This is a genomic window from Blautia sp. HCP28S3_G10 (assembly GCF_052065235.1).
Lineage (GTDB): Bacteria > Bacillota > Clostridia > Lachnospirales > Lachnospiraceae > Blautia_A.
Genome location: NZ_JBQHUL010000003.1, coordinates 15,839 through 42,387 on the forward strand (window position 1 = coordinate 15,839; position 26,549 = coordinate 42,387).

33 protein-coding genes and 2 pseudogenes are annotated in these 26,549 nt (G+C 41.2%); 31 read left to right on the forward strand and 4 right to left on the reverse strand.

The genetic code is table 11. The annotated features are described in order from the left end of the window. The first annotated feature begins 11 nt into the window (after positions 1-11). The 11 genes and pseudogenes from ACTNB8_RS02275 to ACTNB8_RS02325 all read left to right on the forward strand — a co-directional run bounded on the left by ACTNB8_RS02275 (position 12) and on the right by ACTNB8_RS02325 (position 5,992). A complete protein-coding gene (locus tag ACTNB8_RS02275) occupies positions 12-641 on the forward strand; it encodes a rubredoxin-like domain-containing protein (protein WP_235249357.1) in 630 nt (209 codons plus the stop codon). A 2-nt stretch (positions 642-643) separates the two neighbouring features. Beyond that, positions 644-1,213, forward strand: a pseudogene (locus ACTNB8_RS02280) (4Fe-4S binding protein); the annotation flags it as partial. An 18-nt stretch (positions 1,214-1,231) separates the two neighbouring features. Continuing rightward, positions 1,232-1,792 carry a rubrerythrin gene (gene rbr / locus ACTNB8_RS02285; RefSeq protein ID WP_441033857.1) on the forward strand — a complete coding sequence of 187 codons (561 nt, stop codon included), beginning with the start codon at positions 1,232-1,234 and terminating at the stop codon, positions 1,790-1,792. A gap of 89 nt (positions 1,793-1,881) precedes the next feature. Next, positions 1,882-2,277 (forward strand): hypothetical protein, encoded by a 396-nt coding sequence (locus tag ACTNB8_RS02290; RefSeq protein WP_441051958.1) that lies wholly within the window; start codon positions 1,882-1,884, stop codon positions 2,275-2,277. A gap of 87 nt (positions 2,278-2,364) precedes the next feature. Next, entirely contained in the window at positions 2,365-2,829 is a 465-nt protein-coding gene (locus ACTNB8_RS02295; RefSeq protein WP_441051960.1) for a hypothetical protein, read from the forward strand. 5 nt (positions 2,830-2,834) lie between these two features. Then, on the forward strand, positions 2,835-3,146 hold the full coding sequence (locus ACTNB8_RS02300; protein WP_441051962.1) for a hypothetical protein: 312 nt from the start codon (positions 2,835-2,837) through the stop codon (positions 3,144-3,146). A gap of 98 nt (positions 3,147-3,244) precedes the next feature. Next, a pseudogene (locus ACTNB8_RS02305) lies at positions 3,245-3,541 on the forward strand (thioredoxin family protein); the annotation flags it as partial. Between the two features lie 63 nt (positions 3,542-3,604). Further along, positions 3,605-4,510: a thioredoxin-disulfide reductase gene (gene trxB, locus ACTNB8_RS02310; RefSeq protein WP_235249370.1), complete on the forward strand. Its 906-nt coding sequence runs from the start codon at positions 3,605-3,607 to the stop codon at positions 4,508-4,510. A gap of 1 nt (position 4,511) precedes the next feature. Continuing rightward, positions 4,512-4,727, forward strand: coding sequence for a hypothetical protein (locus tag ACTNB8_RS02315; protein ID WP_235249362.1), 216 nt, complete (start codon positions 4,512-4,514; stop codon positions 4,725-4,727). After that, complete coding sequence (locus tag ACTNB8_RS02320) at positions 4,712-5,374, forward strand: cytochrome c biogenesis CcdA family protein (RefSeq protein ID WP_441051963.1); 663 nt, start codon at positions 4,712-4,714, stop codon at positions 5,372-5,374. The genes ACTNB8_RS02315 and ACTNB8_RS02320 overlap by 16 nt, the downstream gene beginning before the upstream one ends. A gap of 9 nt (positions 5,375-5,383) precedes the next feature. Then, complete coding sequence (locus ACTNB8_RS02325) at positions 5,384-5,992, forward strand: TlpA family protein disulfide reductase (RefSeq protein ID WP_441051964.1); 609 nt, start codon at positions 5,384-5,386, stop codon at positions 5,990-5,992. A 90-nt stretch (positions 5,993-6,082) separates the two neighbouring features. Here the strand turns inward: ACTNB8_RS02325 and ACTNB8_RS02330 are convergent, their stop codons facing one another. The 4 genes from ACTNB8_RS02330 to ACTNB8_RS02345 all read right to left on the reverse strand — a co-directional run bounded on the left by ACTNB8_RS02330 (position 6,083) and on the right by ACTNB8_RS02345 (position 8,411). Then, complete coding sequence (locus tag ACTNB8_RS02330; protein WP_441051965.1) at positions 6,083-6,388, reverse strand: hypothetical protein; 306 nt, start codon at positions 6,386-6,388, stop codon at positions 6,083-6,085. Continuing rightward, positions 6,345-6,629 (reverse strand): hypothetical protein, encoded by a 285-nt coding sequence (locus ACTNB8_RS02335; RefSeq protein ID WP_441051966.1) that lies wholly within the window; start codon positions 6,627-6,629, stop codon positions 6,345-6,347. The genes ACTNB8_RS02330 and ACTNB8_RS02335 overlap by 44 nt, the downstream gene beginning before the upstream one ends. Positions 6,630-7,364: 735 nt before the next feature. After that, a complete protein-coding gene (locus ACTNB8_RS02340) occupies positions 7,365-7,898 on the reverse strand; it encodes an HdeD family acid-resistance protein (RefSeq protein WP_154433055.1) in 534 nt (177 codons plus the stop codon). Between the two features lie 72 nt (positions 7,899-7,970). Continuing rightward, complete coding sequence (locus ACTNB8_RS02345; RefSeq protein WP_262655201.1) at positions 7,971-8,411, reverse strand: Hsp20/alpha crystallin family protein; 441 nt, start codon at positions 8,409-8,411, stop codon at positions 7,971-7,973. Between the two features lie 340 nt (positions 8,412-8,751). Between ACTNB8_RS02345 and ACTNB8_RS02350 the strand changes: the two genes are divergently transcribed. The 20 genes from ACTNB8_RS02350 (at position 8,752) to ACTNB8_RS02445 (ending at position 26,374) form a co-directional block, all read left to right on the forward strand. Then, a complete protein-coding gene (locus tag ACTNB8_RS02350; protein ID WP_154433057.1) occupies positions 8,752-9,183 on the forward strand; it encodes a MarR family winged helix-turn-helix transcriptional regulator in 432 nt (143 codons plus the stop codon). 211 nt (positions 9,184-9,394) lie between these two features. Then, positions 9,395-9,679, forward strand: a complete 285-nt coding sequence (locus tag ACTNB8_RS02355; RefSeq protein ID WP_154433058.1) for a co-chaperone GroES — start codon at positions 9,395-9,397, stop codon at positions 9,677-9,679. A gap of 28 nt (positions 9,680-9,707) precedes the next feature. After that, a complete protein-coding gene (gene groL, locus ACTNB8_RS02360) occupies positions 9,708-11,321 on the forward strand; it encodes a chaperonin GroEL (RefSeq protein ID WP_441051968.1) in 1,614 nt (537 codons plus the stop codon). Between the two features lie 108 nt (positions 11,322-11,429). After that, positions 11,430-11,933 carry a flavodoxin family protein gene (locus ACTNB8_RS02365; RefSeq protein WP_262655205.1) on the forward strand — a complete coding sequence of 168 codons (504 nt, stop codon included), beginning with the start codon at positions 11,430-11,432 and terminating at the stop codon, positions 11,931-11,933. Between the two features lie 51 nt (positions 11,934-11,984). Then, on the forward strand, positions 11,985-12,512 hold the full coding sequence (locus ACTNB8_RS02370) for a MarR family winged helix-turn-helix transcriptional regulator (protein WP_154433061.1): 528 nt from the start codon (positions 11,985-11,987) through the stop codon (positions 12,510-12,512). Beyond that, the gene (locus ACTNB8_RS02375) at positions 12,496-13,827 is read left to right on the forward strand and encodes a citrate/2-methylcitrate synthase (RefSeq protein ID WP_441052202.1); all 1,332 of its coding nucleotides are present in this window, start codon (positions 12,496-12,498) and stop codon (positions 13,825-13,827) included. Before ACTNB8_RS02370 ends, ACTNB8_RS02375 begins: the two co-directional genes overlap by 17 nt. Then, the gene (locus ACTNB8_RS02380) at positions 13,821-14,699 is read left to right on the forward strand and encodes a DUF445 domain-containing protein (protein ID WP_262655208.1); all 879 of its coding nucleotides are present in this window, start codon (positions 13,821-13,823) and stop codon (positions 14,697-14,699) included. The genes ACTNB8_RS02375 and ACTNB8_RS02380 overlap by 7 nt, the downstream gene beginning before the upstream one ends. A 473-nt stretch (positions 14,700-15,172) precedes the next feature. Then, positions 15,173-15,358 (forward strand): helix-turn-helix domain-containing protein, encoded by a 186-nt coding sequence (locus ACTNB8_RS02385; protein ID WP_075671598.1) that lies wholly within the window; start codon positions 15,173-15,175, stop codon positions 15,356-15,358. Positions 15,359-15,488: 130 nt separating this feature from the next. Continuing rightward, positions 15,489-16,460 carry a helix-turn-helix domain-containing protein gene (locus ACTNB8_RS02390; RefSeq protein WP_441051970.1) on the forward strand — a complete coding sequence of 324 codons (972 nt, stop codon included), beginning with the start codon at positions 15,489-15,491 and terminating at the stop codon, positions 16,458-16,460. Positions 16,461-16,463: 3 nt separating this feature from the next. Further along, the gene (locus tag ACTNB8_RS02395; protein WP_441051972.1) at positions 16,464-17,855 is read left to right on the forward strand and encodes a tyrosine-type recombinase/integrase; all 1,392 of its coding nucleotides are present in this window, start codon (positions 16,464-16,466) and stop codon (positions 17,853-17,855) included. A 225-nt stretch (positions 17,856-18,080) separates the two neighbouring features. Further along, positions 18,081-19,259, forward strand: coding sequence for an AAA family ATPase (locus ACTNB8_RS02400; RefSeq protein ID WP_300335992.1), 1,179 nt, complete (start codon positions 18,081-18,083; stop codon positions 19,257-19,259). Continuing rightward, positions 19,256-19,996, forward strand: a complete 741-nt coding sequence (locus ACTNB8_RS02405; protein WP_300335994.1) for a hypothetical protein — start codon at positions 19,256-19,258, stop codon at positions 19,994-19,996. The genes ACTNB8_RS02400 and ACTNB8_RS02405 overlap by 4 nt, the downstream gene beginning before the upstream one ends. An 865-nt stretch (positions 19,997-20,861) precedes the next feature. Further along, complete coding sequence (locus tag ACTNB8_RS02410) at positions 20,862-21,746, forward strand: ParB/RepB/Spo0J family partition protein (RefSeq protein WP_441051974.1); 885 nt, start codon at positions 20,862-20,864, stop codon at positions 21,744-21,746. 10 nt (positions 21,747-21,756) lie between these two features. Beyond that, on the forward strand, positions 21,757-22,542 hold the full coding sequence (locus ACTNB8_RS02415) for a ParA family protein (RefSeq protein ID WP_173735538.1): 786 nt from the start codon (positions 21,757-21,759) through the stop codon (positions 22,540-22,542). Next, a complete protein-coding gene (locus tag ACTNB8_RS02420; protein ID WP_441051977.1) occupies positions 22,532-23,446 on the forward strand; it encodes a ParB/RepB/Spo0J family partition protein in 915 nt (304 codons plus the stop codon). The genes ACTNB8_RS02415 and ACTNB8_RS02420 overlap by 11 nt, the downstream gene beginning before the upstream one ends. Further along, complete coding sequence (locus tag ACTNB8_RS02425) at positions 23,443-24,426, forward strand: DUF6017 domain-containing protein (RefSeq protein ID WP_441051979.1); 984 nt, start codon at positions 23,443-23,445, stop codon at positions 24,424-24,426. The genes ACTNB8_RS02420 and ACTNB8_RS02425 overlap by 4 nt, the downstream gene beginning before the upstream one ends. Positions 24,427-24,437: 11 nt before the next feature. Next, complete coding sequence (locus ACTNB8_RS02430) at positions 24,438-24,734, forward strand: hypothetical protein (RefSeq protein ID WP_055066640.1); 297 nt, start codon at positions 24,438-24,440, stop codon at positions 24,732-24,734. 10 nt (positions 24,735-24,744) lie between these two features. Then, complete coding sequence (locus ACTNB8_RS02435; protein WP_441051981.1) at positions 24,745-25,173, forward strand: hypothetical protein; 429 nt, start codon at positions 24,745-24,747, stop codon at positions 25,171-25,173. Positions 25,174-25,775: 602 nt separating this feature from the next. Beyond that, a complete protein-coding gene (locus ACTNB8_RS02440; protein WP_441051983.1) occupies positions 25,776-26,159 on the forward strand; it encodes a single-stranded DNA-binding protein in 384 nt (127 codons plus the stop codon). Positions 26,160-26,185: 26 nt separating this feature from the next. After that, positions 26,186-26,374, forward strand: a complete 189-nt coding sequence (locus ACTNB8_RS02445) for a hypothetical protein (RefSeq protein ID WP_005421567.1) — start codon at positions 26,186-26,188, stop codon at positions 26,372-26,374. The last annotated feature ends 175 nt before the right edge of the window (positions 26,375-26,549 follow it).

Sequence of the window (26,549 nt, forward strand, 5' to 3'; positions counted from 1 at the left end):
CGGTAAAACCTATGAAACAATATGTTTGCGGCATTTGTGGATATATTCACGATGAAGCTGTCGGTGGCAAGTGGGAAGACCTACCTGCCGATTGGAAGTGTCCTGTCTGTAAAGCAGGCAAAGACGCTTTCAAACCCAAAGAAGAAAAAACAGCGTCCCAGGAGGTCCTTGAAAAGCCCCATGTGGACAAGGAACTCTCTCCCATGGAAATGAGCATCATCTGCTCCAATCTGGCCCGTGGCTGCGAAAAGCAGTATCTGCCCCAGCAGGCAGATGATTTCAGAAAACTGGCAGAGTTCTTCAGAAGCAAGGCTGCGCCCGTCGAGGAGGCCAGCACAGCCAAGCTGCTGGAACTCATTGACAAGGATTTGTCTGTAGGGTATCCCTATGGCAATGCTATAGCCGGTGAAAAGCCTGATCGGGGTGGTCTGCGCTGTCAGGTGTGGAGTGAAAAGGTTACCCGAATGCTCCAATCTCTGCTGACTCGATATGAATCTGAGGGAGACAAGATGTTGGAAAACACCGGTGTCTGGGTTTGCACGGTCTGTGGTTTTGTCTATGTTGGTGACATAGCTCCGGAGCTATGTCCGGTGTGTAAGGTTCCCAGTTGGAAATTTGAAAAAATGGAAGGGAGGGCATAACTATGGCTGAAAAATATGCAGTAAGAAATCTTCGCTTATGTACCAAGGATTGCCTTTGCCTCTATGTCTGCCCAACCGGAGCGACTGATACAGAGAACAGCATCATTGATCCTGAAAAGTGTATCGGCTGCGGTGCCTGTGCCGAAGCCTGTCCATCCTCTGCAATCTCTATGGTTCCAAAAGAACTGCCGCCGCAGCAGCCGAAAGAAGAAAAAGTTGTCGAAGCACTTCGTGGCTTAGTTCAAAGCAAAGCCAATGCAGAGAACATTGCTTCGCAGCTTCCTGATGTCTTGAGCGTCGCTGTGGAAAAATCCTCTCGCCTGATGGCTGAGGATCTGTGCAGAGAAGCCGGCTTTATGCTGCCTCAGAGCAGCAACACCAGATCGTTTCTGGAAAGTATTAAAACGTATCCCGGCATTCCTGTGGATGCTGTGGAATCCCTGTTACATACCATTCAATTCAATGAAAAAACGGAGGAAAAGAAAATGGAAAAGTGGAAATGCTCTGTCTGCGGTTACATTCACGAAGGCCCTATGACACCTGATTTTAAGTGCCCCATCTGCAAGCAGCCCGCCGACAAGTTTGTGAAGATTGAGGATGCTGCGGCTCCTGCAAAGAATCCCTATGCAGGCACCAAAACCGAGAAAAATCTGTGGGAAGCCTTTGCTGGTGAATCTCAGGCACGCAACAAATATACTTACTTCGCTTCAGTAGCCAAGAAAGCCGGTTACGAGCAGATTTCTGCTCTGTTCCTGCATACTGCACAGAACGAGATGGAGCATGCCAAGTTGTGGTTCAAAGCTCTGGGCGAGCTGGGCGATACTGCCGAGAACCTGCTCCATGCTGCTGAAGGTGAGAACGCCGAGTGGACGGATATGTATGACCGTATGGCTCGTGAAGCTGATGAGGAGGGATTCCATGATCTGGCTGAACAGTTCCGTGGCGTAGCTGCCATTGAGAAGATGCACGAGGAGCGCTACCGCAAGCTTTTGAGCAACGTGGAGACCATGCAGGTGTTTGAGAAGAGCGGCGTTACCATCTGGGAGTGCCGTAACTGCGGACATATCGTAGTAGGAACCAAGGCTCCTGAGATCTGCCCTGTCTGCAAGCATCCTCAGGCATTCTTCGAAGTGCGCGCGGAAAATTACTAAGAATCAATAGCCTATAGATGATGGAAGTATAAAAGGCAGTATGCCGCCTGTCGGTTTCCCGGCAGGCGGTTTTTTACAGGAGGATGCCTATGATTCAAGATAATGCCAGCTTTACCTTTTTACATCGCATAGAGGAAGTAGAACTGAACATTGAGGATGGACGCTGGCAATCTGCTTTGGCATTGGCGCTGACTTTGCCTGATATTTGTGGCGGAATTGCTTTCCCAGAAATTGTAAAGCGTTATCGGGATGGGCGTGCTGTTCTGGACAGAAACCAGAGACCAACTCGTGATGTGGGAAATCAATATATTCGTTGGTTTGATACATACGCAGCACCTTTCTTTAAAGTCTCTGCGCAGGATATCTCGCCCTATATCTGCGGAGAACGATGCTGGCAGCTTCGCTGTGAATACCTACACCAGAACAAAGGCTTTGCAAATACTGAGGACAATTCTTCGATTCGTTTTCACCTGGGCGTGAATTGAGGAACCTCAGTTTGTCAACTGGATAGAATTGGTTCTGACAATAGCCTTACGGACATCCGTATCGATATTGAACAGTTTTGCCGAAGAATGTGCCAAGCGGCCAGAGCTTATTATGAAGCAGTACATACAGAAAAAGATTTCAACCTTTATAATACGCCAGTTCTTGATTTTATAAAGGTATCACAAGATGAGCAATCAAATGCCACGATTGCCATTATGTGCAGTGATTCAGCCTATGGGAACGGACTGAGACTGGTGCTGCAGAAGTTATCCAAACATATCCTTGTATTTGAAACCCCGGAAGCTGCAAGAAAAAAGCTTGGAAAGAAAAAGCCTATGCTTTGGGTTGTTACAGAGGCTCTGACAAAACAGCCGGATCAGCCATGGCGGGCGGATAAAAGAACACCCGTAATTCTTCTGTCCAATCAACCGGAATCAGAAATAACGATAGAAAAGAATGCAGGTAAGTTGATCATCTTGTCCATGCCTGTTCTACCAGAAAGTCTCCGTAATGCAGTTAAGGCTTATCTTTTGATAAAGGAGGGAAAGTAATAAGAATGATTATTATTATCCTATCAATCATATTACTACTACTTCTTCTTACTTCTTTCCTCTATATTCAAAAGAAAAAAGTGATGTCGCTTCAACAGCAGATTGGTGATCTCCAAAGTAAAATTAGTATTCTTGAGAAACAATATCTTTCAGCTGAACAGTATAACGATTCTCTCAGGCAGGAAGCATACACGGTTCATTTATATGCTTCTCTCTCGCTGGAGGAGGCAAGAAAAACATCCATAAAAGATAAGCAGTCTCAAATCATCCGTTCCAGTGAACATATCCTCGAGTTACTTAATAACGAAAAAGTTTAGTGCGGCAGCAATGTCGCACTATTTTATGTGATATCATCACCGAAATGTTATTTTAGATTGGCTATACTATAATCAAGCAAAGGAAAGGAGCTGGCAATATGGCAGTTATCAATATTAATAGAAATCAATTTGAAGAAATGGTGCATAGCGGAAAGACTGTTCTGGTGGAGTTTTCAGCCCCTTGGTGCGTATATTGCCGCCGTCTGGCTCCAGCATTGGAAAGCGTTGCTGAGGAATATAAGGATACGCTGGTATTCACTGCTGTCAACATTGATGATGAACCGGAATTGGCTGAGACCGAGGCTATTGAAGTTGTCCCTACTCTGCTGATCTATCACAGCGGACAGACTCTTGGCTCTATCGTCGCTCCGGAATCCAGAGCGCAGCTGGTGGCTTTTATTGAGGAAACCTTACAGCACCGGACTCAGGAAGTAAATAATGCGCAGCATATCTATGACATGATCGTTGTAGGTGGCGGTCCCGGCGGGTATACCGCAGCCCTTTATGCTGCAAGAGCAGGAATGGACACCGTGGTTTTAGAAAAGCTGTCTGCCGGTGGGCAGATGGCTCTGACCGAGCAAATCGACAACTATCCCGGCTTCGAGGATGGCATCGACGGTTTCTCCCTGGGAGAAAAAATGAAGCGAGGAACGGAGCGGTTTGGTGTGGAAACCAAGCTGACTGAGGTGCTGTCTCTGGAACTGTCAGGTTCTGTAAAGAAAGCTGTGACCAGCGAAGGCGCTATGTACGCAAAATCCATCGTATTGGCTACAGGAGCCGGTCCCAGAGAGCTGGGTGTTGATGGGGAACAGGCGTTAATCGGTAAAGGTGTCCATTACTGTGCGGCCTGTGACGGAATGTTCTATCGGAACAAAACGGTTGTCATCGCAGGAGGTGGCAATACCGCTGCGGCGGATGCGCTGATTCTCTCCCGTATCTGCAAAAAAGTCATCGTCGTCCACCGCAGAGGCACCCTAAAAGCAACAAAGATCTACCATGAACCTTTGATGAAAACAGAAAATGTAGAATTTCTCTGGGACAGTGAGATTATAGCTCTGCTCCATAACGAAAAGCTGACCGGTATCCAGATTAGGAACGTGAAAACTGGAGAAGAAAGTACCCTTGCTTGCGATGGTGTATTTGTAAGCGTGGGAAGAAAGCCTTCCACCGAATTGATGAAAGATCAGATTGAGATTGATCCGGCTGGATACATTATTGCAGATGAGAGTACCCGCACCAACATCCCCGGTGTGTTCGCCGTTGGGGATGTCCGCACAAAGGCATTACGGCAGGTCGTAACTGCTGTAGCCGATGGGGCAACTGCTGTTCACTATGCAGAGGAATATTTAGCAGGAGGAATGTGAGATGAAAGAAAAAATTAAAAAATGGCTGAAGCCAGTTCTTTTTACCGCAGGCGGCGCATTAGTTGGCCTTGCATATTACTACTTTGTGGGATGCCCCACTGGAGCTTGTCCGCTGACTTCTAACCCGTTCATCACGATGGCCTATATGGGCTTTATCGGCTGGCTGTTGTCCGGTATTTTCGGAAAGGGGTGCAGCGGTTCATGCAATACGCAGTAGCTTTCCTGGAGGGCATTATCACCTTCATATCACCCTGCCTGCTTCCCATGCTGCCCATCTATATCTCCTATTTTGCAGGTGGTGGAGAACGCAGCACAAAAAAGACCTTGTTGGGAGCGTTGGGATTTGTTAGTGGGTTTACTGTAATCTTTGTGGCAATGGGCACTTTGGCAGGCACCATTGGCAGCTTCCTGCGAGAATACAAAGGTGCAGTGAATTTAATTTCCGGATTGATAGTAATTCTTTTTGGCCTCAATTTTCTGGGCATTTTCAAAATGAATTTGTTTAGAGGCGGCAGTAAAACATTAAACAGTCGTGAGATGGGGTTCTTCCCCGCTATGCTCTTTGGCATAATATTTTCCTTGGGCTGGACACCTTGTGTGGGCGCATTCCTCGGTTCTGCCTTGATGCTGGCCTCTCAGCAGGGTCATGTAATTAAAGGTATGCTGATGCTGCTTTGCTATTCGTTGGGACTTGGCATTCCTTTTCTTCTCAGTGCTATTCTGATCGACTATTTGAAGTCAGCCTTCAACTGGATTAAAAAACACTACCGGATCATCAATACTGTCAGCGGCTGTTTCCTGATATTGGTGGGTATCCTGATGGCAGCAGGAACGCTGGGACAGCTACTCAGCCTGCTTAGTTGAGGAGGGTTTATGAATAAAAAGAAGATAATAATGATACTCGTTCTTGTGTTTGTTCTCATTTTAGGTGGCGCAGGAATTCTATATAAACAGCTTGGACAGAAACTGGCTCCCAATCTGCTTGCTACACAAATACCGCAGGAAACCGAATCCACAGAAGCCTCCACTCCAACAACACAAGAGAATGAATCAGAAAAGATATTGGCACCGGATTTTACAGTTTACGATCTGGATGGAAATGAAGTTCATCTTTCGGATTTTATCGGGAAATCCGTTGTCCTAAACTTCTGGGCAAGCTGGTGTAGTCCATGTAAAATGGAAATGCCTGATTTTAACGAAAAGTATCTGGAAATTGGTGAAGAAGTACAGTTTCTCATCATCAATATGACCGATGGCTCCAGAGAGACTGTGGAAACTGCATCTGCTTTCATCGCAGAACAGGGCTATTCTTTCCCGGTATTTTACGATACAGATCAGGATGCCGCTGCAACCTACGGTGTTTATTCACTGCCTACCACATATTTTATTGATGAGGAGGGAAACGCAATCGCTCAAGCAACGGGTGCAATTGATGAAGAAACCTTGCAGCAAGGAATTGACATGATTATTTCCGACAGGTGATGATCAGCATATTATATCGAAGTAAAATGCAAAAAAGTGGCCACGGTCTCACACTCCAAAACGGAATGGACCGTGGCTCTTTCTCTACCTTCAGCGCTGTTCTTCTTTTTGTTGTTTCTTCTCTTCCACTCGTTTGTGACGGTCAATACCCAAGATATGCTCAACCGTCTGCTTGGCAATCAGATATTCCTGCATCTCTTTCTTCACCTGACGATATTCTGCATAGGCTTGTTTTTTCTCACCCAACAACCGTTTAAACTCCTCATGCAGAGCCTGACGGGAAGGAACCTTTTGCCCATCCAACTGATCAAAGGCTTGCTTTTCCGCCTTATGTCCATCCGTTTCTCCCATCTTAATAAGAAATAAACTCTTTGATATAATTTCCCAAAGTTTCAAGTTTTACAACTGCCCATACCAACAGGAAGATTATAAGGATTGCTGCCAATCCCATACCGGCAAGGATAGCCAGGGAAGTCCACAGTGCCTTTACGATGCAGTAGATGGAGCAGCCTGCAATCACCAGAAGCAATAGAGCAATCACATGAGAGGAAATGTTGGTAATCAAATTTCCGAGGATACAAGCAACAGTTACAATGAACAACAACGGCAGTGCCAATACCTTCAAAATCATCTTCATAGGAACAACCCCTTTCTTTTGACCATATTGTACATTGAGAAGTGACGAACTGCAATGATGTCACCACCTATGTAACAGCCAAAGGGCGTTGAGCATAAAAAGAGGGCGCACTGGCTATTTGTGAACCAATGCGTCCCGTTCATTCTGTTTTCAGTTCGACAAACTGGAAGTGAACAAAATCGCTGCGCCACAGCCTTGGCATGCCATCGCGCAGCGATTTTGTTCAATTTGAATTTGCCGGGATGTGGATTCTTATTTTTGGGGAAAAGCAAGCAAAAAATAGAAATAGACATGGTTGTCCATATAAAAAAATCAATTTCTCGCTTTGTATCGTGGTTGAAATCGATGAAATAAACTAATCTATCGGTGGAAGGAGGAACAAAATGAAACAAGAAAAAGTTGGAAGTTTTCTTAAAGAGCTTCGAAAAGAAAAGAATATTACACAGGAACAGTTGGCAGAAAGCATGTGATTGATGGCGCGTTTTGGTTTGAGTAGGAAAAACATGGGAAGTTAGCAATAAAACATTACGCGAGTAAACTCGCATAAGATGATTTCCACTTCCCAGACATCTGATTTCCAGATTTCCGGAAGTGCGATTTCATCGCACAAGAATATTCAAATTGTTTTGGAATTAGGCATTCGTTAAAAAAGGCTGCACACAATTTTGTATGCAGCCGAATCTATATGAAGAGGTGCCTTTTTTCCTCCTTGGCAATGTTATTTTTTGTTATATTTTACATCCAGAAGCGATTGGAAAAGCATCCACGCATGACAGATACAATACCCTGTAGGATCAGGAAAAATCCGATTACCCAGGCCATAGCTGCAATACTTGCAAATGGATGTGTGAATGACAGAAAACCAATCACAGTCAGAAGGATTCCAAGTACTGTAAACCAGCCCCAGCCCTTTACTCCCAGTTTTTGAAGGTCAAAGGAATTAACCAGTTTGGTGATACCTGAAAAAATCAGCCACATTCCTAAAATAAAGGAAATAGTCATTGCTGTAAACCATCCATTTCCCAAAATGAATAAAGACATCAGTACGGTTAGAATGCCGTCAGCAAGAAACCAGCCAGATCCTGCCATATAATCATGACCGGCTGCAAATATCACAATATCTATAATGCCGGAAAACATCATGGCAACTCCAAAGATAATGGGAAGACCATAAAGAATTTTTCCGGGATTCCTCAAACATCCGATCCCGGTTATAATCAGAAAGATTCCGGCTAAAATCCATAATACTCTTGATGTCGTTTTACTCATATCAAAAACCTCTTTTCCGATTGCATTTGGCTTTTAAAACAGGCAGGGGTTTTATTCCCTGCCCGTTTGAGATTAACCTTCGATGGAAATATAATGTGAGTTGTTTTCTACTGCCTTCTGCTCTTTTGGAACAGTAAAGGAAAGAATACCATTTTCAAATTTCGGATGGATGTCTTCTCTCTGAACATTATTTCCTACATAAAAGCTTCTGCTTACATTTCCGGTATAACGCTCGCGGCGGATATATTTTCCTTCCTTATCTTTTTCATCTTTATCCAGACCTTTTGCTGCACTTACAGTTACATAACCGTTTTCAAGCTGGATCTGAATCTCGTCTTTCTTAAATCCAGGAAGATCAATTGCCACTTCGTAAGCGTTGTCTTTTTCCTTCACATCAGTCTTCATGATATGGGGAGCATGTTTTCCATACAATTTTTTATCGATGTCCGGAAAAGCAAAATCATCCATAAAATCATCAAATAAATTTTCTCCAAAAATACTAGGCATTAACATAAGTCATATCTCCTTTCATGACATAAACTAAAGTTTGCACTATCGGAGAAACCCGAAGTGTTGATTTATGAATATCAGGAAGAAAAATCATATTCTCTTTCTTTGTTCTATGTGTAATATAACATATGAATTAGCACTCGTCAATAGAGAGTGCTAATAATTATGTGAAGATTTTGTGAACTTTGCGAAATAAAATAATTACTGATATTAGATTCAGCGGAATAGATTCCAGATGTTAATCATTAATTAAGAGGAAACAAAAAAGTCGTTTAAAATTAAATGGTGACGAATTATTAAACTTGTGATAGAATGAAAAAAACATTGAAAGAAGCTGAACTAAATGGATACACAAATTGATATCATATTGCAGGGAGGACAGTTTAAAAAGCTGTTAGAGGAACAGAGCGTTGAATTACGAGAAAAATATGATATGAAAAGAGCAGAACTGGAGATATTATACTTCCTGTCAAAATGCGGAACACATAATACCTCTACGGATATCCACCATCAGTTGATGATGAACCGTGGACATATTTCGCAGGCAGTTGACAGTCTCTGCAGGAGAAATTATCTTATTGCGATACCGGATAAGAATGATAGAAGATATATTCATTATGAAATATCTGATTATGCGAAGGATCTGGTAACAGAAATGACGAAGAGAAGGGAAGCAATGAACGGGATGATTTTAAAAGGTGTGTCGGAAGAAGAATTGAAGGTTTTTCGGGAAGTATCGGAAAAAATCAGGAAAAATATAAATGAATTAATTTAGATGATCAAAAGATGCAAAGTAATGATTAAGGTGCTTCGCATCTTTTTTAAATTATTTTGGAAACCTATTGACAAGAGAAATACAGGTGATATAATACTTTAAAAATAAATAATTTAAAAATAAAACATGTTTCGCGAGAAACATATTTTTTGCGAAACACGATGGCACTCAACAAGCAAGAGTGCTAACAAAAGAAAGGCAGGTTATTCATATGAAATTAAAACCATTGGGTGACAAAGTAGTTCTTCAGTATCAGGATGTTGAAGAAAAGACAGAATCAGGAATCATTCTGCCAGACAGCGCAAAAGAGAAACCGCAGGAAGCTGTAGTAATTGCAGTTGGTCCGGGAAAATGTAAAGACGGACAGAGGGTTGCCATGCAGGTAAAAGAAGGAGATAAAGTCATTATTTCTGAATACGGCGGCACAGAAGTAAAAATTGGCGACGAAGAATATAAAATTGTAATCCAGGATGACATTCTGGCAATTGTCGAGTAATAGAAACAGTAGAAAGAAGGAAATTATCATGGCAAAAGAGATTAGTTTTGATATTGATGTTCGAAAAAAAATGGAAGCCGGCGTAGACAGACTGGCAGATACAGTAAAGGTAACATTGGGGCCAAAAGGAAGAAATGTTGTACTGGATAAATCTTACGGTGCACCATTAATTACAAACGATGGTGTGACCATTGCAAAAGAGATCGAACTGGAAGATCGTTTTGAAAATATGGGCGCACAGCTTGTAAAAGAGGTGGCTACCAAGACAAACGACATTGCGGGAGATGGAACAACAACAGCTACAGTTCTGGCACAGGCACTTGTAAAAGAAGGAATGAAAAATATCGCAGCAGGTGCAAATGCCATTGTTTTAAGAAAAGGAATGAAGAAGGCAGCAGATGTGGCTGTACAGGCAATTGAAGAAATGAGCCATCCTGTTACTGGGAAGGATCATATTGCAAAAGTAGCTGCAATCTCTTCCGGTAATGAAGAAGTCGGTGAGATGATTGCCGATGCAATGGAAAAAGTCGGAGAGAACGGCGTTATTACGATTGAAGAATCAAAGACCATGAAGACGGAGATCGACGTAGTCGAAGGTATGCAGTTCGATAATGGATATCTTTCCGGATACATGTGTGATGATAAAGAAAAAATGATCGCCAACATGGAGGATCCTTATATCCTCATGACTGATAAGAAGATTTCAAATATCCAGGACATCCTTCCCATTTTGGAAAATGTGATGAGAGAGAGGAAAGAACTCCTCATCATTGCAGAAGATGTGGAGGGAGAGGCACTTACCACATTGATTGTCAACAGACTGAGAGGTACCCTGAAGGTCGTTGCTGTAAAGGCACCGGGATATGGTGACAGCAGAAAGGCAATGCTTGAAGATATCGCAACACTTACCGGCGGTCAGGTAATCATGGAGGATCTGGGTCTTGAACTGAAAGATATCACGATGGATATGCTTGGCCGTGCAAAATCTGTAAAGGTTACAAAGGAAAATACCACGATCGTAGACGGTGCCGGGAACAAGGAAGACATTGATGCACGCATCGCCAGCCTGAAGAGACAGATGGCTGAAACAACATCCGATTTTGATAAAGATAAACTCATGGACCGTATCGCGAAGATGGGCGGAGGCGTTGCAGTGATCCGTGTCGGCGCGGCAACAGAAACAGAAATGAAAGAAGCTAAATACCGCATGGAAGATGCCATGAACGCAACAAAAGCAGCCGTATCGGAAGGCATTATCTGCGGTGGCGGATCTGCATATATCCATGCACAGAAAAAGGTAGAGGAACTGTTAGCAGCCCTGGAGGGTGATGAGAAGACCGGAGCCAGAATCGTAGCAAAGGCACTGGAAGCACCACTGTATACGATTGTGGAAAATGCAGGTCTGGAAGGCCCGGTTATCGTAGACAAGGTAAAGAAGAGTGAGCCTGGCATGGGATTTGATGCAGCCTCAGAAACCTTTGTGGATATGATGAAACAGGGTATTATTGATCCGGTGAAGGTAACAAAGAATGCATTAATGAATGCGGTAAGTGTGGCAGCTACACTTCTTACTACAGAAGCTGCGGTAGCGGACATTAAGGAAAATACACCTGCGCCGCAGCCACAGCCGGAAATGTATTAAAGAGAACAGGTAAAATCAAATAACTGGAGAGCAACAAAATGGGGAGATGGCTGGTACATCTCCTCTTTTTGTTCTCTTTTATTATTTTTATATGAAATGAGGTTCATTATGAAATATGCAGTTATATATCAGTCAAAAAGTGGCAATACACGTTTAATAGCAGAAAAGATCTATGGTGCTTTAAATACAGAGGATAAAACAATTGTAGATATTGATACAGAGCAGGATATACCTGCGGCGGATGTCTATCTGATCGGGTTTGGAATTCATGGTTATTCCTGCAGCATGGATATCTCAGATGTATTTGAGCAGATTACAGGCGGAAAATATGCAGTGTTCGTTACCTGCGGTTATGTGCCGACAGAACAATATAAAGAAAAGCTTGAAAAAAATCTTGAAGTCTGGTACCCGGACGAGGGAGAGTATCTGGGAATGTTTCTCTGTCAGGGGAATGTGGAGTCAGATAGAAGGAAAATTATGATCAGCCAGATGCCAAGTAAAGAAAAAGAGATGCAGCAGATGTTTCGACTGGGAAATACCCATCCGGATGAAGAAGATCTGGAAAATGCGGTTGATTTTGCCATTAAAATTCAGGCAGAAATTGGGGATTAAATAAGAAAATAACATGTATTGATGTAAATAAAAAGAGAGGAGCGGTTGAAGATGCCAGAGCAGAGAGAAATATTGAATGCAAATGAAATCAGAAAGTTTACAAATGAATTAACCTATCGTCGGTATCTGATGAACAAAGGAAAAATACAGGAACTGTTTCGTAAAATGACACTTCAGGAGTATATTGCTTTGTATACTATAGAATCTGAGAGAGAAAATTCTCCGAATAATAATGGGAGAACGTATTTAAAGGATTTATCAGAAAAGATGCAGCTGACAATACGGCAGACATCAAAAATGGTAGAAAAGCTGAAAGATCGTGGACTGGTACTGTGGTCTTATGAAGGAAGCGGAAGTGAAGGAACATATGTGACTGTTACAGAAACGGGACAGAAACTGTTTAAGGGTCAGGAAATGATTCTGAGAGAATGTTATGGAAAAGTGATCAACAAATTCGGAAAAGATAATTTGATCATGTTATTAAAAATGATGAAACAACTGGATAACCTGATGTGCAGCGAAATAAAAGGAATGGGAGAGGTCGATTCGTATGGGAGAGCTGATGAAGCGGATGAATGATTATGCTGTGCAGAATGAAGCTATCTGCCGGAAAAATGATCATATTGATCCTAGATTGTATGAAGAGTTTGGTGTTAACCGGGGGCTGCGGGATGAAAATGGAAAAGGTGTGCTTACCGGTTTGACTAAGATTTCCCGTATTGTATCATCATGTGTGAAAGATGGAGAAAAAGTACCTTGTGACGGGGAATTGTGGTATCGTGGATATAAGGTAGAAAAATTGATTGGCAATCTTGGAGAAGAACAGCTTGGTTTTGAAAAGATCGCTTATCTTCTGTTGATGGGGGAATTGCCTTCAGAAGATGAAGAAAAAAAGTTCCGGGAAGTGATTGGCACATGCAGAACGCTTCCAACGAACTTTACCAGAGATGTTATTATGAAGGCACCATCTGAGGATATTATGAATTCAATGACAAGAAGTATTCTGACACTGGCTGCTTATGATAAAAATGCAAAAGACATCAGCGTCAGTAATTCGTTGCGGCAGTGCATCCAACTGATTAGTGAATTTCCACTCCTTGCTGTATATGCATATCATGCCTATAATCATTACGAAAAAAACCAGAGTATGTATATCCATAATCCGGATCCGAAACTGTCTACAGCTGAGAATCTTCTAATGATGCTCAGGCATGATCAGAAATACACACCGGTTGAAGCGAAAGTTCTGGATACTTCATTGATTCTTCATATGGAACATGGCGGCGGAAATAATTCTACTTTTACAACCAGAGTGGTGACCTCTTCCGGTTCAGATACATATTCAACAATTGCTGCCGCTATGTCATCTTTGAAGGGACCGAAGCATGGCGGCGCAAACATAAAAGTTGTGGAGATGATGGATAATATACGGGAAAATGTAAAGGATTTTTCTGATAAAGAAGAAATATCAGCATATCTTATGAAGATAATTGACAAACAGGTATTTGACAAAAAAGGGTTGATTTACGGAATGGGACATGCGGTGTATACATTGTCGGATCCAAGAGAAAGAGTATTTAAAAAATATGTGGAAGCGCTGGCAAGAGAGAAAGGCCGGGAGAGCGATCTCCAGCTCTATGAGAATGTTGAAGTGATTGCACCTAAACTGATTGCAGAAAACAGAAATACTATAAAACGAGTGAGCCCGAATGTGGACTTTTACAGCGGATTTGTATATGACATGCTAGGCATTCCACGTGAATTATATACTGCGATTTTTGCAGTAGCGAGGGTAGTCGGGTGGAGTGCGCATCGTATGGAAGAACTGATCTGCACAGATAAGATTATCCGTCCGGCTTATATGAGTGTTATGGAGGAAAAAGAAAAATGTTAGAAAAACTGGCAGGACCCATTATAGGGGCATTGATTGGATACTGTACTAATTATATCGCTGTCAAAATGCTGTTTTATCCTAAACAGGAAGTCAGAATCTTTGGACGAAAACTTCCTTTTACTCCGGGGGCAATTCCTAAAGGAAAGCCAAGGCTTGCCAGAGCAATCGGAATTATTGTGGCGGACGATCTTCTAACGGAAGATGATATTAAACAGAAAATGATTTCTTTGGAAACAGAAAATGCTGTTGTGGATCAGATTGTTCAGGGATTATCTGTTGATCTTCATACCTGTGTTTCAAAAGTATGTTCGTCCGAGTTGAATTATGAAGAGATAAAAAACAGATTGATTTCTGAACTGTCCAGCCAGATCCTTGATTCTGTTCAACATATGAATCTGGATAATCTTATTGTTCAGGAAGCCGGAAAAGCTGTTAAAGCCAAAACAAAGGGCTCCATGTTGGAAATGTTTCTGAATGATGAAATGCTTAATTCCCTGATACAGCCTGTTGGAGGAGAAATAGTAAAGTATATTAATGAAAAAGGACCAGATTTTATAAAGGAAGAACTGGAAACTAAAATTGATACGTTAGGGGAACAATCTGTCATAGATCTCTGTAACCATATGAATATTTCGGAAGGAGCCGTTCGAAAAATAGTAGCAGATTTTTATCACAAAGCAATTGATTCTGTCATCGGAAAGCTGATCGGTAATTTGAATATTGCAGAAATTATCGAAGATAAAATCAATGCTATGAATGTAGATAGTCTGGAGAAACTGGTGCTGACTGTGATGAAAAAAGAATTGGATACAATTGTAAATCTTGGGGCTTTAGTAGGTGCAGTTTTAGGAGTTTTAAATATTATTATATAATTTCTTATGTAAAGAAGATAATGATTGTAAACTAAGTTTTCATGGATGAATGAAAAGATATATATGATATAGCACAAATAGGACAAGAGGACAACAGGAATTTACTGTGTAGTTGTGATTGTATTGATGAACACTGTTTGTAAGAGATAACCTCCAGTTTATCTGTTTCTTAAAATGACAATATCATGGAATAAATACAACATAATGAGAACATGTTACCTTCGTATGATTCGATTCATACGGAGGTTTTCTTTTGCCCATTTTCTCATCTTGACTTTTTTTAACTGAAACATGTTGTATAAGCCCCTCTGAAACTTTGGATATATAGAGGGACATTTATATCCGCGAGCAACGGGCCAAGCGGACATGCTTGCATGTCCATTTGGCGACTGCCGCGAGAGCCAAATGCCCCGTCACTTGCGGGAGTATTTGGCATGCCGCCTCCAAAATAATGAAATGTGAGGTAATGACATATGTCAGAGAAAAGATGTTATACAGTAAAAGAGTTACAGGAAATTCTTGGAGTCAGCAGACCGACAATATATAATCTTCTGAAGAAAAATGAGTTCCGGTGGATCCAGCTGGATGGCGGAAAGTACCGTATCTCCAAAAAGAGCTTTGATGACTGGCTGGATAAGCTGCCGGAATCTTCCAACTAATCTCCTATCCGGATGAAAAATCGACTCTCCGCTCCGCTTCGGTCGGTGCTAAACGAATGCCACTGGCATTCAGCACCCTAAATTTTTTTGAAAAAGTGCGGTATGGTATGGGAAGAAGGAGGAAAGCTTCATGGATGAGAAGGGAAAAATGAATACCGGGGAATACGAAGAACTGATAAAGGAAGTGGAAGCAAACAGCCCATACAAGAGACTGTCTTCTGCAAAAAAGAAATGGATGAGTGTTTCTGAGATGGGCGAGCTTTTAGGGCTTAAAAAGACGGATCGGTATTGGCTGGTACATAAAAACTTTTTTGAGACCAAAGAGATTGCCGGAAAGATGCGGGTCAATATTGAGAGTTTTGAAAAGTGGTATGCGAATCAGATTAAATATCATAAAGTCAACGGAGAAGAACCGGGAAAGGAATTGAAAGAATGGTCTTATTCTGTTCCGGAACTTGCAGAAATGCTGGAAGTTACGGATGGTGTCGTTTATGACCTGATCAAGCGGAATAATATCGAAGTCGTGATTGTGGATTACTGGAAACGTGTACCCAAAGCTGCATTTAAGAAATGGTATGACGGACAGTCCAGATACCGCACCGAGGATGATAAAAAGAGGGATGCCGAAATGGAGGCCGCTACTCTCACTATGCCGGAAATGGCCAGACAGCTGGGAATCACCAGAAATCAGGTATATGGCATCCTGAATAGTCAAAAGTATCAGCATTTCTTTGAGTTCGTCACGATCGCTGATCGAAAAAGAATCACGAAGGAAAGCTTTCAGAAGTTTCTGGAAGGGCAGGATGAATATCATCTGGATCCGGCAAACGATTATGAAGAACTGGCAATGGAAGAAAATGTGGCACTGGCGAATTATCGGAGAAAGAAACTGGTACAGACCGGGGAACGAGGAAGGAATGGCAATCTGCAGTATCTTACTATAGATGAAGCAGCCTTTATGGCAAAGGTCAGCCGGTCCATGATAAATGTCTGGTACACAAAAGGATATTTTCCGGTTGTAAAAATAAGGAACCATGTTCGGATCAAACGAAAAGAATTTGAAGCGTGGCTGGAAAAGAGAAATACAGAAAGGAGTTGTTAAATTATGGCATCAATCAGAGAACGAAATGGAAAATTTAATGTGATCTATTCCTATACTGATACAGACGGGAAGCGGAAGCAGAAATGGGAAACTTATGCTACAAAGGCAGAGGCAAAGAAACGCAAGAAAGAAATCGAGTATAAAGAAGAAATGGGATCCATGATAATCCCGCAGTGTAAAACCATGAAGGATCTTCTGGCAGAATACGTTGCCCTGTATGGAAAAGACAACTGGGCATTATCTACGTATGATGGAAATGTTTCTCTCATAAATAATTATATCCTTCCGATTATCGGGGATGAAAAACTGTCGGAGATCAATACCCGTTTTATTGAAAAATATTATCAGAGATTGTTGAAAGCTCCGGCTGTAGTCAATCCTATAATTGGGAAAAGAAAGAATGAATATGTATCTACCAGTACCATCAGAGATATCCATAAACTCCTCCGAAGCTGTTTTAAACAGGCTGTCAAATGGGAGCTGATGGAGAAGAATCCTTGTATCTATGCGACCGTACCAAAACATAAAACAAAGAAACGGGAGATCTGGACTGCCGAAACTCTGATGTACGCACTGGAAGTATGTGAGGATGATCGGCTAAAGCTGGCAATGAATCTTTCCTTCTCCTGCTCTCTCCGGATCAGTGAGCTTCTGGGGCTTACCTGGGATTGTGTGGACATCTCGGAGGAAGCAATTGAGGAAAACCGGGCATATCTGTTTATCAATAAGGAATCCCAGCGAGTGAGCAAATCCGCTTTAAAAGAGCTGGATGCAAAAGATGTGCTGCTGATATTTCCAGAAAAAAGCAAGACCAATAAAACAGTCCGTGTTTTGAAAACACCGAAGACAGACAGCAGTGTCCGAAAGGTTTTCCTTCCAAAGTCTGTCGCAAAGATGCTGATCGAGTGGAAAGAAAAACAGGATGAGACAAAGGAAGTTCTTGGAGATGAATACATGGACTATAACCTGGTCATGGCAAGTACGTTTGGTCTTCCTTTGGGGGATGGCGCGATCCGGAAGCCATTGAATCAGTTGATTAAGGATTATGATCTCCCACCGGTTGTTTTCCACAGTCTCAGACACAGCAGTGTTACCTATAAGTTGAAACTGAATGGTGGAGATATTAAGGCTGTCCAGGGAGATTCCGGACATGCCCAGGTCAGCATGGTCACGGATGTATATTCCCACATCCTGGATGATGACCGGAAGAAAAATGCAGAATTATTTGAAGAGGCTTTTTATGAGAAGAAAAATCTGGATCCGCAGATGCATCCGAATACAGCACAAAACACGGTAGCGGTTCCGGAAGGTATTGATGCGGAATTGCTTGCAAAGGTTCTCTCCAATCCGGAGATGGCGGCATTACTTGCATCATTGGCGAAGACAATGAAGTAATGAAAGTATTTGTTTATTCTGTTTTAAATAGGGAAATAATGTAATAAGAATAATATCTAATATTTGTTTAGGTATCAAAAAAAAGAGAAAAACATAAAATCTAAAATAAATTAATTGCTGTAAAATAAAGGCTTTTTAGAGTTTAGATATAGACATATTTTTCAAACATTATTATAATTAAATCAGATTAGATATTATAGAAACTTGGGATAAGAGGAGGATTCAATGAATATAAAAGAAATCAAAATTAAAAATTTCAAATCACTTTATGATGTGTCTTTCTGCCCTGGGAATATCAATGTTTTTATTGGCGCCAATGGTTCAGGAAAATCTTCTGTTCTGGAAGCTATTGGTGTGCTGAGTGCAGCCATGACAGACCGTGTGAATAATAATAGTCTTCAGCGGAAGGGGGTTCGGCTTAGTACTTCATCATTATATAAGTCGCAGTTTCGTTCTATTGAACGAAGTATGCCAACGGTTGATTTTGCCATGAGCTGGGAGAGAAATAAAAACGAGTATGAATATTCTGTACATCTTACTACGCCTGCAGATGATGATACCTGGAAATATCATTCGGAAAGTGTTTCTAAAAACGGAGAAAATGTATTTGGACGAAGTAATCGATCAAGCGTACAATTAAATAATAAGGTAGGATATTATGCTCTGTCAGAAAAACTGAACGGAGAAGAATATACAGATATGGGAAACTATATCTCTGGGTACGGGATTTATCAGCCGGATACTCTTACTCTGCGTGGAAATGTGGCAGATCCTACACAGGTTACGCCAATCGGACTGAATGGCGGCAGACTTGCTGATGCAATGGAGGATTTATTCTCGGCTGTAGATGATGAGATAATGTTTGGAGCAATGAGCATGGATGATGTTCTTGAATTAATCGAGTGGGCATCGGATATTCATATCGCAAGGCCCAAAAAGTCGAATCTGAATCCGGGAGTTCCGAGTACACGACAGGTCATCGAATTTCAGGATCGTTTTTTAAAGGATAAAGCAGTATTTACCGGATATGATGCCAGTGAAGGTGCTTTGTATGTTCTGTTTATGCTGACACTGGCTATGCACCCGGATGTGCCGGGAATGTTTGCGATTGACAGTTTTGATCATGCTTTAAATCCTAGACTGGCAAAAAGAATCACAGAAGTATTCAGTCAGCTGATAATTGAGAGCGACAAGACGGTTTTCATGACAACACATAACCCCCTTGTACTGGATGGACTGAATCTGGCGGATGATAGGATACGACTGTTTGCCATTAATAAAAATAAGTATGGGCACGCTGAATTAAATAGAATCCAGATTTCTCAAGAACTTTTAGAAACAGGACAATCCTTATCCAGACTTTGGATTAACGGACTTCTGGGAGGTGTTCCGGAACTGTTATGAAAAAGAGGATAGGAATTGTAGGTGAAGGACCGACAGATTATCTTGTACTTAAATGCATGATCGATCAGATAACCGGAGAAGAAAATGATTATCTGAGAATTCAGCCGGAACAAAATATGCTAGGCGAGTACGGAAATGGGTGGAAAGGTGTATGGAACTGGTGTGAGTCTACAGGACAGAATCTGGATAAGATTATGAAGGGTATCTCTCCTCAGATTGATATGATTGTAATTCAAATGGATGGGGACGTGGCTCGGAAAGAAAAAGAGGTTCATTGTCGGTGTGCAACTGTGGAATGTGAGCATAAAGGGAAAGTTCATCCATTAGGATGTGAAACATTAATAGATGGCTCATGTCCGGTAGACATTCCGTGTAAAGATCATGAGAACACACCGGAAGGATATCGCAGCCATATAACACATTGTGTTTTACAATGGCTTGGAACAGATACCGAGAGAAATGATATTATTATTACGGTGCCATGTGACAGTACAGATACATGGATTGTTGCTGCTTTTGATCCTATGGAGGAGATAGAAAAAATCCAAAATCCATGGGAGGATATTATTTCCAGAAAAAAGGATTACCATGGAATAAGAATACCAGGTCATAAAAAGAATAATCGTATATACCAGCAGCTGATTCCTACTTTGGAAAGTCATTGGAAACAAGTAATTGATCTGTGTGATTCTGCTAAATATTTTGAAAAAGCAGTAAAAGTAGCCTGGGGTGAATAAAGAAAATATCTCCATCATTTAGCAACAAAATGATGGAGATATTAATGAAATGAAGGAGATTTTGGTAAAATGGTGCCGTGCCGGCAACTGGATATGTTCGTATTTAAATCGGCTGTCGTGGTCGAAACACCATAGACAAATCAACAATAACGTTGTATAGTAATAATAGAAATCTGGTCAATTGAATATTGTTTATCATTCCCGCTTGTAAGGGGATGGTAGCCGGAAGATGATATCTGTCAGTAACAACAGAGCTTTCCCCGGATGTTAGCAGCTGCAAAGAATCTGCTAATTTTCAGGTCTTATCTGGTCTTGACAGAAAGGATATTCAGATTACCAGAATTTGATTCGAAAATAAAAAAAGTCCTTGATAATAAAGGGCTAAACATAACAGTTCTTGACAGGGATTAACAGAACCACAGAGCTCTCCTAAGCACTAGATGTGGGTTCGATTCCCGCACGGGACGTCCTATCAAAAGCGGAATGTATTAGAAAAATTTCTAATATGATTTCCGCTTTTTTGTTTTTTCAAGGGGAAAAGGGAATGGAATATCAGCTAATACGGAAAGAATCCTATTAGCCGCTGTCTAATAAAACGCACTGCTGGTATAATAGCTGGAAATAAATCGAAATTCTAATAAAAGAGAAAAGTCAGCTGTTTATTTGAGAAAGTGGATGTAAATCTAAGCTCAGATAAGAAAAAAGAGGAAGGGAAATATCCGGCGGTAAGTTATTAGGTGTGAATACAATAGAATCTTTGATTAGTGAGAACTAAGGTCAACAGTAAGCCTGTTTGGATCAGATTTCAAAAAGAAATCTATCTGGACAGGCTTTTTCTGTTGCAGATAAGAAATGGAGGAAAGATATGGATACAGTGGATACACGAAGTGCATCAGTTCCAGAAGATGGCGAAAAAATTATAGAGATTCAGCTGGAACGTCTGCGGACCTTTAAGAACCATCCATTTAAGGTTCGGATGGATCAGGAAATGATTCGGCTCAGTGCGAGTGTTGAGAAATACGGAATCATAAATCCACTGATTGTACGACCGATTCCAGATGGTGTTTATGAGATTATCTCCGGGCACAGAAGAAAGGCAGCTGCTGAAAAGTTTGGTTACAGGAAGGTACCGGTCATTATCAGAGTCATGTCAGATGATGAAGCAGTAATTAATATGGTGGATTCCAATTTACAGAGGCAGCAGATAACATTCAGTGAAAAGGCTTTTGCTTATAAGATGAAGAATGAAGCTATGAAGCGAACCGGAGGAAGAAGAAAAAGTAGCCAGTCTGACTACCCGTTGAAAGGAAAAAAGACAGTAGAAATCATTGGTGAAGAATTTGGTGACAGCGCAAAACAGGTACAGCGGTATCTGAAACTGACGGATTTGATTCCTGAGTCACTGGAAAAGCTGGATAACGGTGAACTTTCATTTAACCCAGCTGTGGAACTTTCGTATTTAACGATAGAGGAACAAAAGGAATTTATAGATGCTATGGAGTATACACAGGCAGTTCCATCCATTTCTCAGGCACAGAGAATGAAGAAATTAAGCCGGGAGAAAAAGCTGACGGGAACAAAAATGAGAGAGATCATGGGTGAGATCAAAAAAGGGGAAATTACCAGAGTGATGTTTAACAACGAACAACTGTATCGGTATTTCCCAAAATCATATACCCCGGCAGAAATGAAAGAAGAGATACTGAGCATGTTAAATCAATGGAAACCGCAGAAAACGGCAGCAAAATAGGAGGAAAATTATGTGTAGAGTAATCGCAATATCAAACCAGAAAGGTGGAGTTGGAAAAACCACCACAACCGTAAATCTTGGAATTGGACTTGCCAGACAGGGAAAGAAAGTGTTGCTGATTGATGCAGATCCACAGGGGAGCCTTACAGCAAGTCTTGGCTATGTAGAACCGGACGAAATAGGAACTACACTTGCCACAATTATGATGGCTATCATCAATGAAAAAGAATTTGAGATCACAGATGGCATTCTGCATCATAAAGAAAATGTAGATCTGCTTCCGGCAAATATCGAATTGTCTGCATTGGAAGTAACAATGGGGAATGTGATGAGCAGGGAACTGATTATGAAGGAATATATTGAGGCTGTGAGAACGAAGTACGACTATATATTGATTGACTGTATGCCAAGCCTGGGACTAATGACAATTAATGCGCTGGTAGCTGCGGATTCCGTGTTGATTCCAGTACAGGCGGCTTACCTTCCGGTGAAAGGTCTTCAGCAGCTGATACATACGATTGCAATGGTGAAGAAGCGGCTGAATAGGAAGCTGATATTTGAAGGGATTCTTCTTACAATGGTGGACTTTCGCACAAACTATGCAAAGGATGTGGCTGGCAAAGTGCGTGAAGCCTATGGTGAGAAAATAGAGATTTTTGATACAGTGATTCCTATGTCAGTGAAAGCAGCTGAAACAAGTGCAGAAGGTGTCAGCATTTTTTCTCATTGCCTGAATGGAAAAGTAGCGAAAGCATATGAGACGATTGCAAAGGAGGTACTGGGAAATGAAGAGTAAGAGTGCAGAAAAAATAAAGATGCCTAGTATAGATGAACTGCTGGGAGTATCCGGTGAGGAAAGTGCAACAGATATTGAGATTAGCAGAATACACAGCTTTGTAAATCATCCATTTAAGGTTTTGGATGACGATAAGATGGATGACCTGGTAGAGAGTATTAAACAGAATGGTGTGCTGACACCTGTTTTAGTAAGGCCAGATAAGAATAACAGCTATGAGATGATATCCGGGCATCGAAGAATGCACGCAGCGATAAAAGCAGGATTGGAAACTATACCAGCCATTGTGCGGGATATGGAAGACGATGAAGCCATTGTCATAATGGTAGATGCTAATATTCAAAGGGAAGAGTTGCTCCCAAGTGAAAAGGCATTTGCATATAAAATGAAAATGGATGCGATGAAGAGGCAAGGTGCCAGAAATGATATAGCAGATTCCACTTACACCCAAAATGGGTGGAGGTCAGAAACAGCAGCGGTAATTGGACAGCAGGTAGGAGAAAGTAAAAATCAAGTTAGAAGGTATATCCGACTTACGGAACTCATTCCAGACCTTCTTGATTATGTAGATAAGAAACGTCTGCAGTTTACTGTTGCGGTTGACATTTCCTATATTGACAAAGAGATTCAAACATGGTTATTTGAATACATCAAGGAAAATGGTACGGTTAAAGCAGTTCAGGTAGCGGCACTCCGCACAGCACTTGAAGCAGGACCGATGACGCAGGCGAAAATGATCTCCATACTGGTAAACAGTCAGCCTGGCAGGAAGCAGGAACAAAAAATCACGTTATCAGAGAAAAAACTGAGAAATTACTTCTCTGATAAATATACGGCGGAGGATATGGAAAGTGTAATTCTGGAACTTCTGGATCAATGGAAAAGAGGTGAGATAACAGTATGAATTTTGAATACTATTATGGCACTCAGGCTGATCAGTTCAGTTTTATCCGGATTCCAAGGATATTATTATTAGATGAAGCATTTTCCGCACTGTCTTTATCAGCTAAAGTCCTTTACTCGGTACTTCTGGATAGAATGGGACTGTCAATGAAAAATAAATGGCTTGACGAAGAAAACAAGGTGTACATTATCTATCAGATCACGGAGATACAGAGTGACTTGGGATTCTCTAAGAAAAAAGCAATGGATTATCTCACAGAATTGGAGAAAATCGGACTGATTGAAAAGAAAAAGAGGGGCTTTGGATTGCCGAACATTATATATGTTAAGAGCTTTATGGCACATCAGAGTAGTCAAAGAAGTAATGAAATGGGAACTTCACAGGAAAAAGATGTGGTACATAGAAGTATCGAAAGGGGAACTCCTGAGGTGATGAATAAGCACCTCAGAGGTGCCGAAACAGATACCTCAGAAGTGCCCCAAAACGGACTTCAAGAGGTTCCCAAAACGGTACCGCTATATAATAAGACTTATATGAATTATAATAATCAGAGTAATATCACATCGAATCATATCAAATCAGATGGCGATAGGATTCGATGTGATCAAAAAGAACAGACAATCAATGCTTATGCTGAACTGGTAAAGAAAAATATTGATTTTGATGTTTTACTGCATACATATAGCAGAGAGCAGGATCTGGTAGAAGAAATATATCAGTTGATTCTGGAGACCGTTCAAACTGAAAAGGATATGATACGGATCGCCGGCGAATATTATCCGGCAGGCTTTGTGAAGGGAAAATTACTGAAACTGAATTATTCGCATATCGAGTATGTGCTGGAGTGCATGGATAAAAATACTACGAAAGTCAGAAACATAAAACAATATTTGCTGGCTGCTTTATTTAATGCACCATCAACGATTGGAAGTTATTATAAAGCAGCGGTAAATCACGACATGCCACAGTACGCAAACTGAAGGAGGTACTTATGATTGTTTTAAGAATGGCAGGAAAAATTTTATTGTTACCGGTGTGGTTATTATTAGCCACTGCCCATTTACTGGTAAAGATCGTAGTTGAAATCTACTGCATCGGCAAAGGGATTGTCAATCTCATTCTGGGTTTTATGCTGATTGGAACACTGCTCTGGTACAGACAATGGGAGCGGTTTGCTTTACTTGCAGTTGCCAGTGGTATCTTGCTGTTCTTTCTGTGGATCGGAGTGTTTATGGAAGTTATACTGGAATCAGCACAACACAAAATTGGAAAATGGATTATTAAGTGAGGAAACTATTATGGAAAAAGAATATATTCAGCTACCAGCATTAAAAAGAGATCTGGATCCAGATGTTGTAAAGGCTTTATGGGCGTTTATTCAATTACCTGAGGAATACCAAGCACGCTATCAGGAGCAATATGAATTGTTAAATCAGAGGAAAGAAGAAGCAGACAGGCAATTACAGGAGAATATCGAAAAGATTGATGCAGACGCAATTCATTTATATGAAGAAACCATGCGAAGCATGATTCGTGATATTGTTCAGCAATCCTGTAACTTAGCTTGCTGGGTTCGCTATCATAAATACGATTTGGAAGAATCTCTGGAGGAGATGATAGAGCAGCAGCCACATGCTGCAAAATATATTATTGCAATGAATATACTTATGGATGACGCAGAGGGAAGCGAAAGTCCATTTGAGGGAAACAGTTTTATGACATCATAATTAAGGAAATCATAATCAATAGTGTCCTGTCAGATAACATCGTTGTCTGGCAGGACTATTTTTTTGACTTTTACAGTTCTGAAAATTATATCAAAAATTTTTTCAAAAAGATTCTTAACTAAATCCCCACCTTTTGTATTTAGGAATTGAGCAGGCCACACCATCATTTAAGTCGTGGCAGCTTGCGTACAATGACAACTGAATGAGCTTGCCAATTCGCCGGAGCTGCTGTAGAGAGTTCCGGATAGTCCGTAAGGATAATAGAAACAGAGGTCTGCATATGGCTTTTCTATGGAAAGCTGCGGATCAATAATGATACTCCCGATGATGCCGGTCAGATAAAGTGAGGAATCTGAAGACCATACACGATATGGCTGAGACTGCCTGCAATGGCGTGAACGGATTGGGTGAACCCTGAAATGGGTTACACATGTGAAAAGACAATCTAGCACTGTTTTCTGAAATGATGACAGCCCTGGTTATCGCCAGGGCTGCTGACAATAGAAGCTGTGCGGCAGATTGGTTTTTATTTCGTATCTGATCTGCCGTACTCTTGTGTTGCCAGTAAGGTAGCAAATAGAGTAAGAAAGGGGGAAGGATGGATGAATATGGTTGTACTTATTGGACGTCTGGTGAGAGATCCCAGTTATAGTGAAGTCGAGACAGAAAAAGGAAAGTATCATATTGCATCATTTTATCTGGCTGTGCCGAGAAATTTTAATAAAGGTGTCAATTATATTAAAATTACAACTTTTGGAAAACAGGCAGATTTCGCAAGGGATTTCCTGACAAAAGGAAAACGTGTTGCAATACTTGGTGAGCTGATGATCGGAAGCTATAAAGATAAGGAAACAGATAAAACGGTCTATACCACAGAGGTAACTGCAAGCCGACTGGAATTTGCTGACGGAAAAGATGCTAATGGGAACACTCCGATACCTTTTCCAGAACCAGATACAGATGGGTTTCAGCATATGTTGAAGTAACCGTAAAATTTAGTACTGATGGTGTTATGATGCCCGTAGAATTTATCTGGGAAGATGGAACGAAGTACATCATTGATAAAGTAAAATCAAAAGAACGATGTGCGAGTCGTAAGGCAGGTGGTACTGGAATTATGTATACGGTATTGGTAGATGGTAAGGAATGCCATTTATATTATGAATTTGATAAGTGGTTTATGGAACGCAAGAGTGCGTAAAGATTTAAGAAAGAAAACAGGATCTGCAGAAGAACTGACCTTTCCCTTTTGCTCTTTTCAGATTGACATATAAGGGCATTACATTTATATCCATGAAACAATATACCCACTATATTGTCCATGCAGATGTGGCCCTGCTCAAGAATAATTCTTATTGAGCTTCCGTCAAAATCAC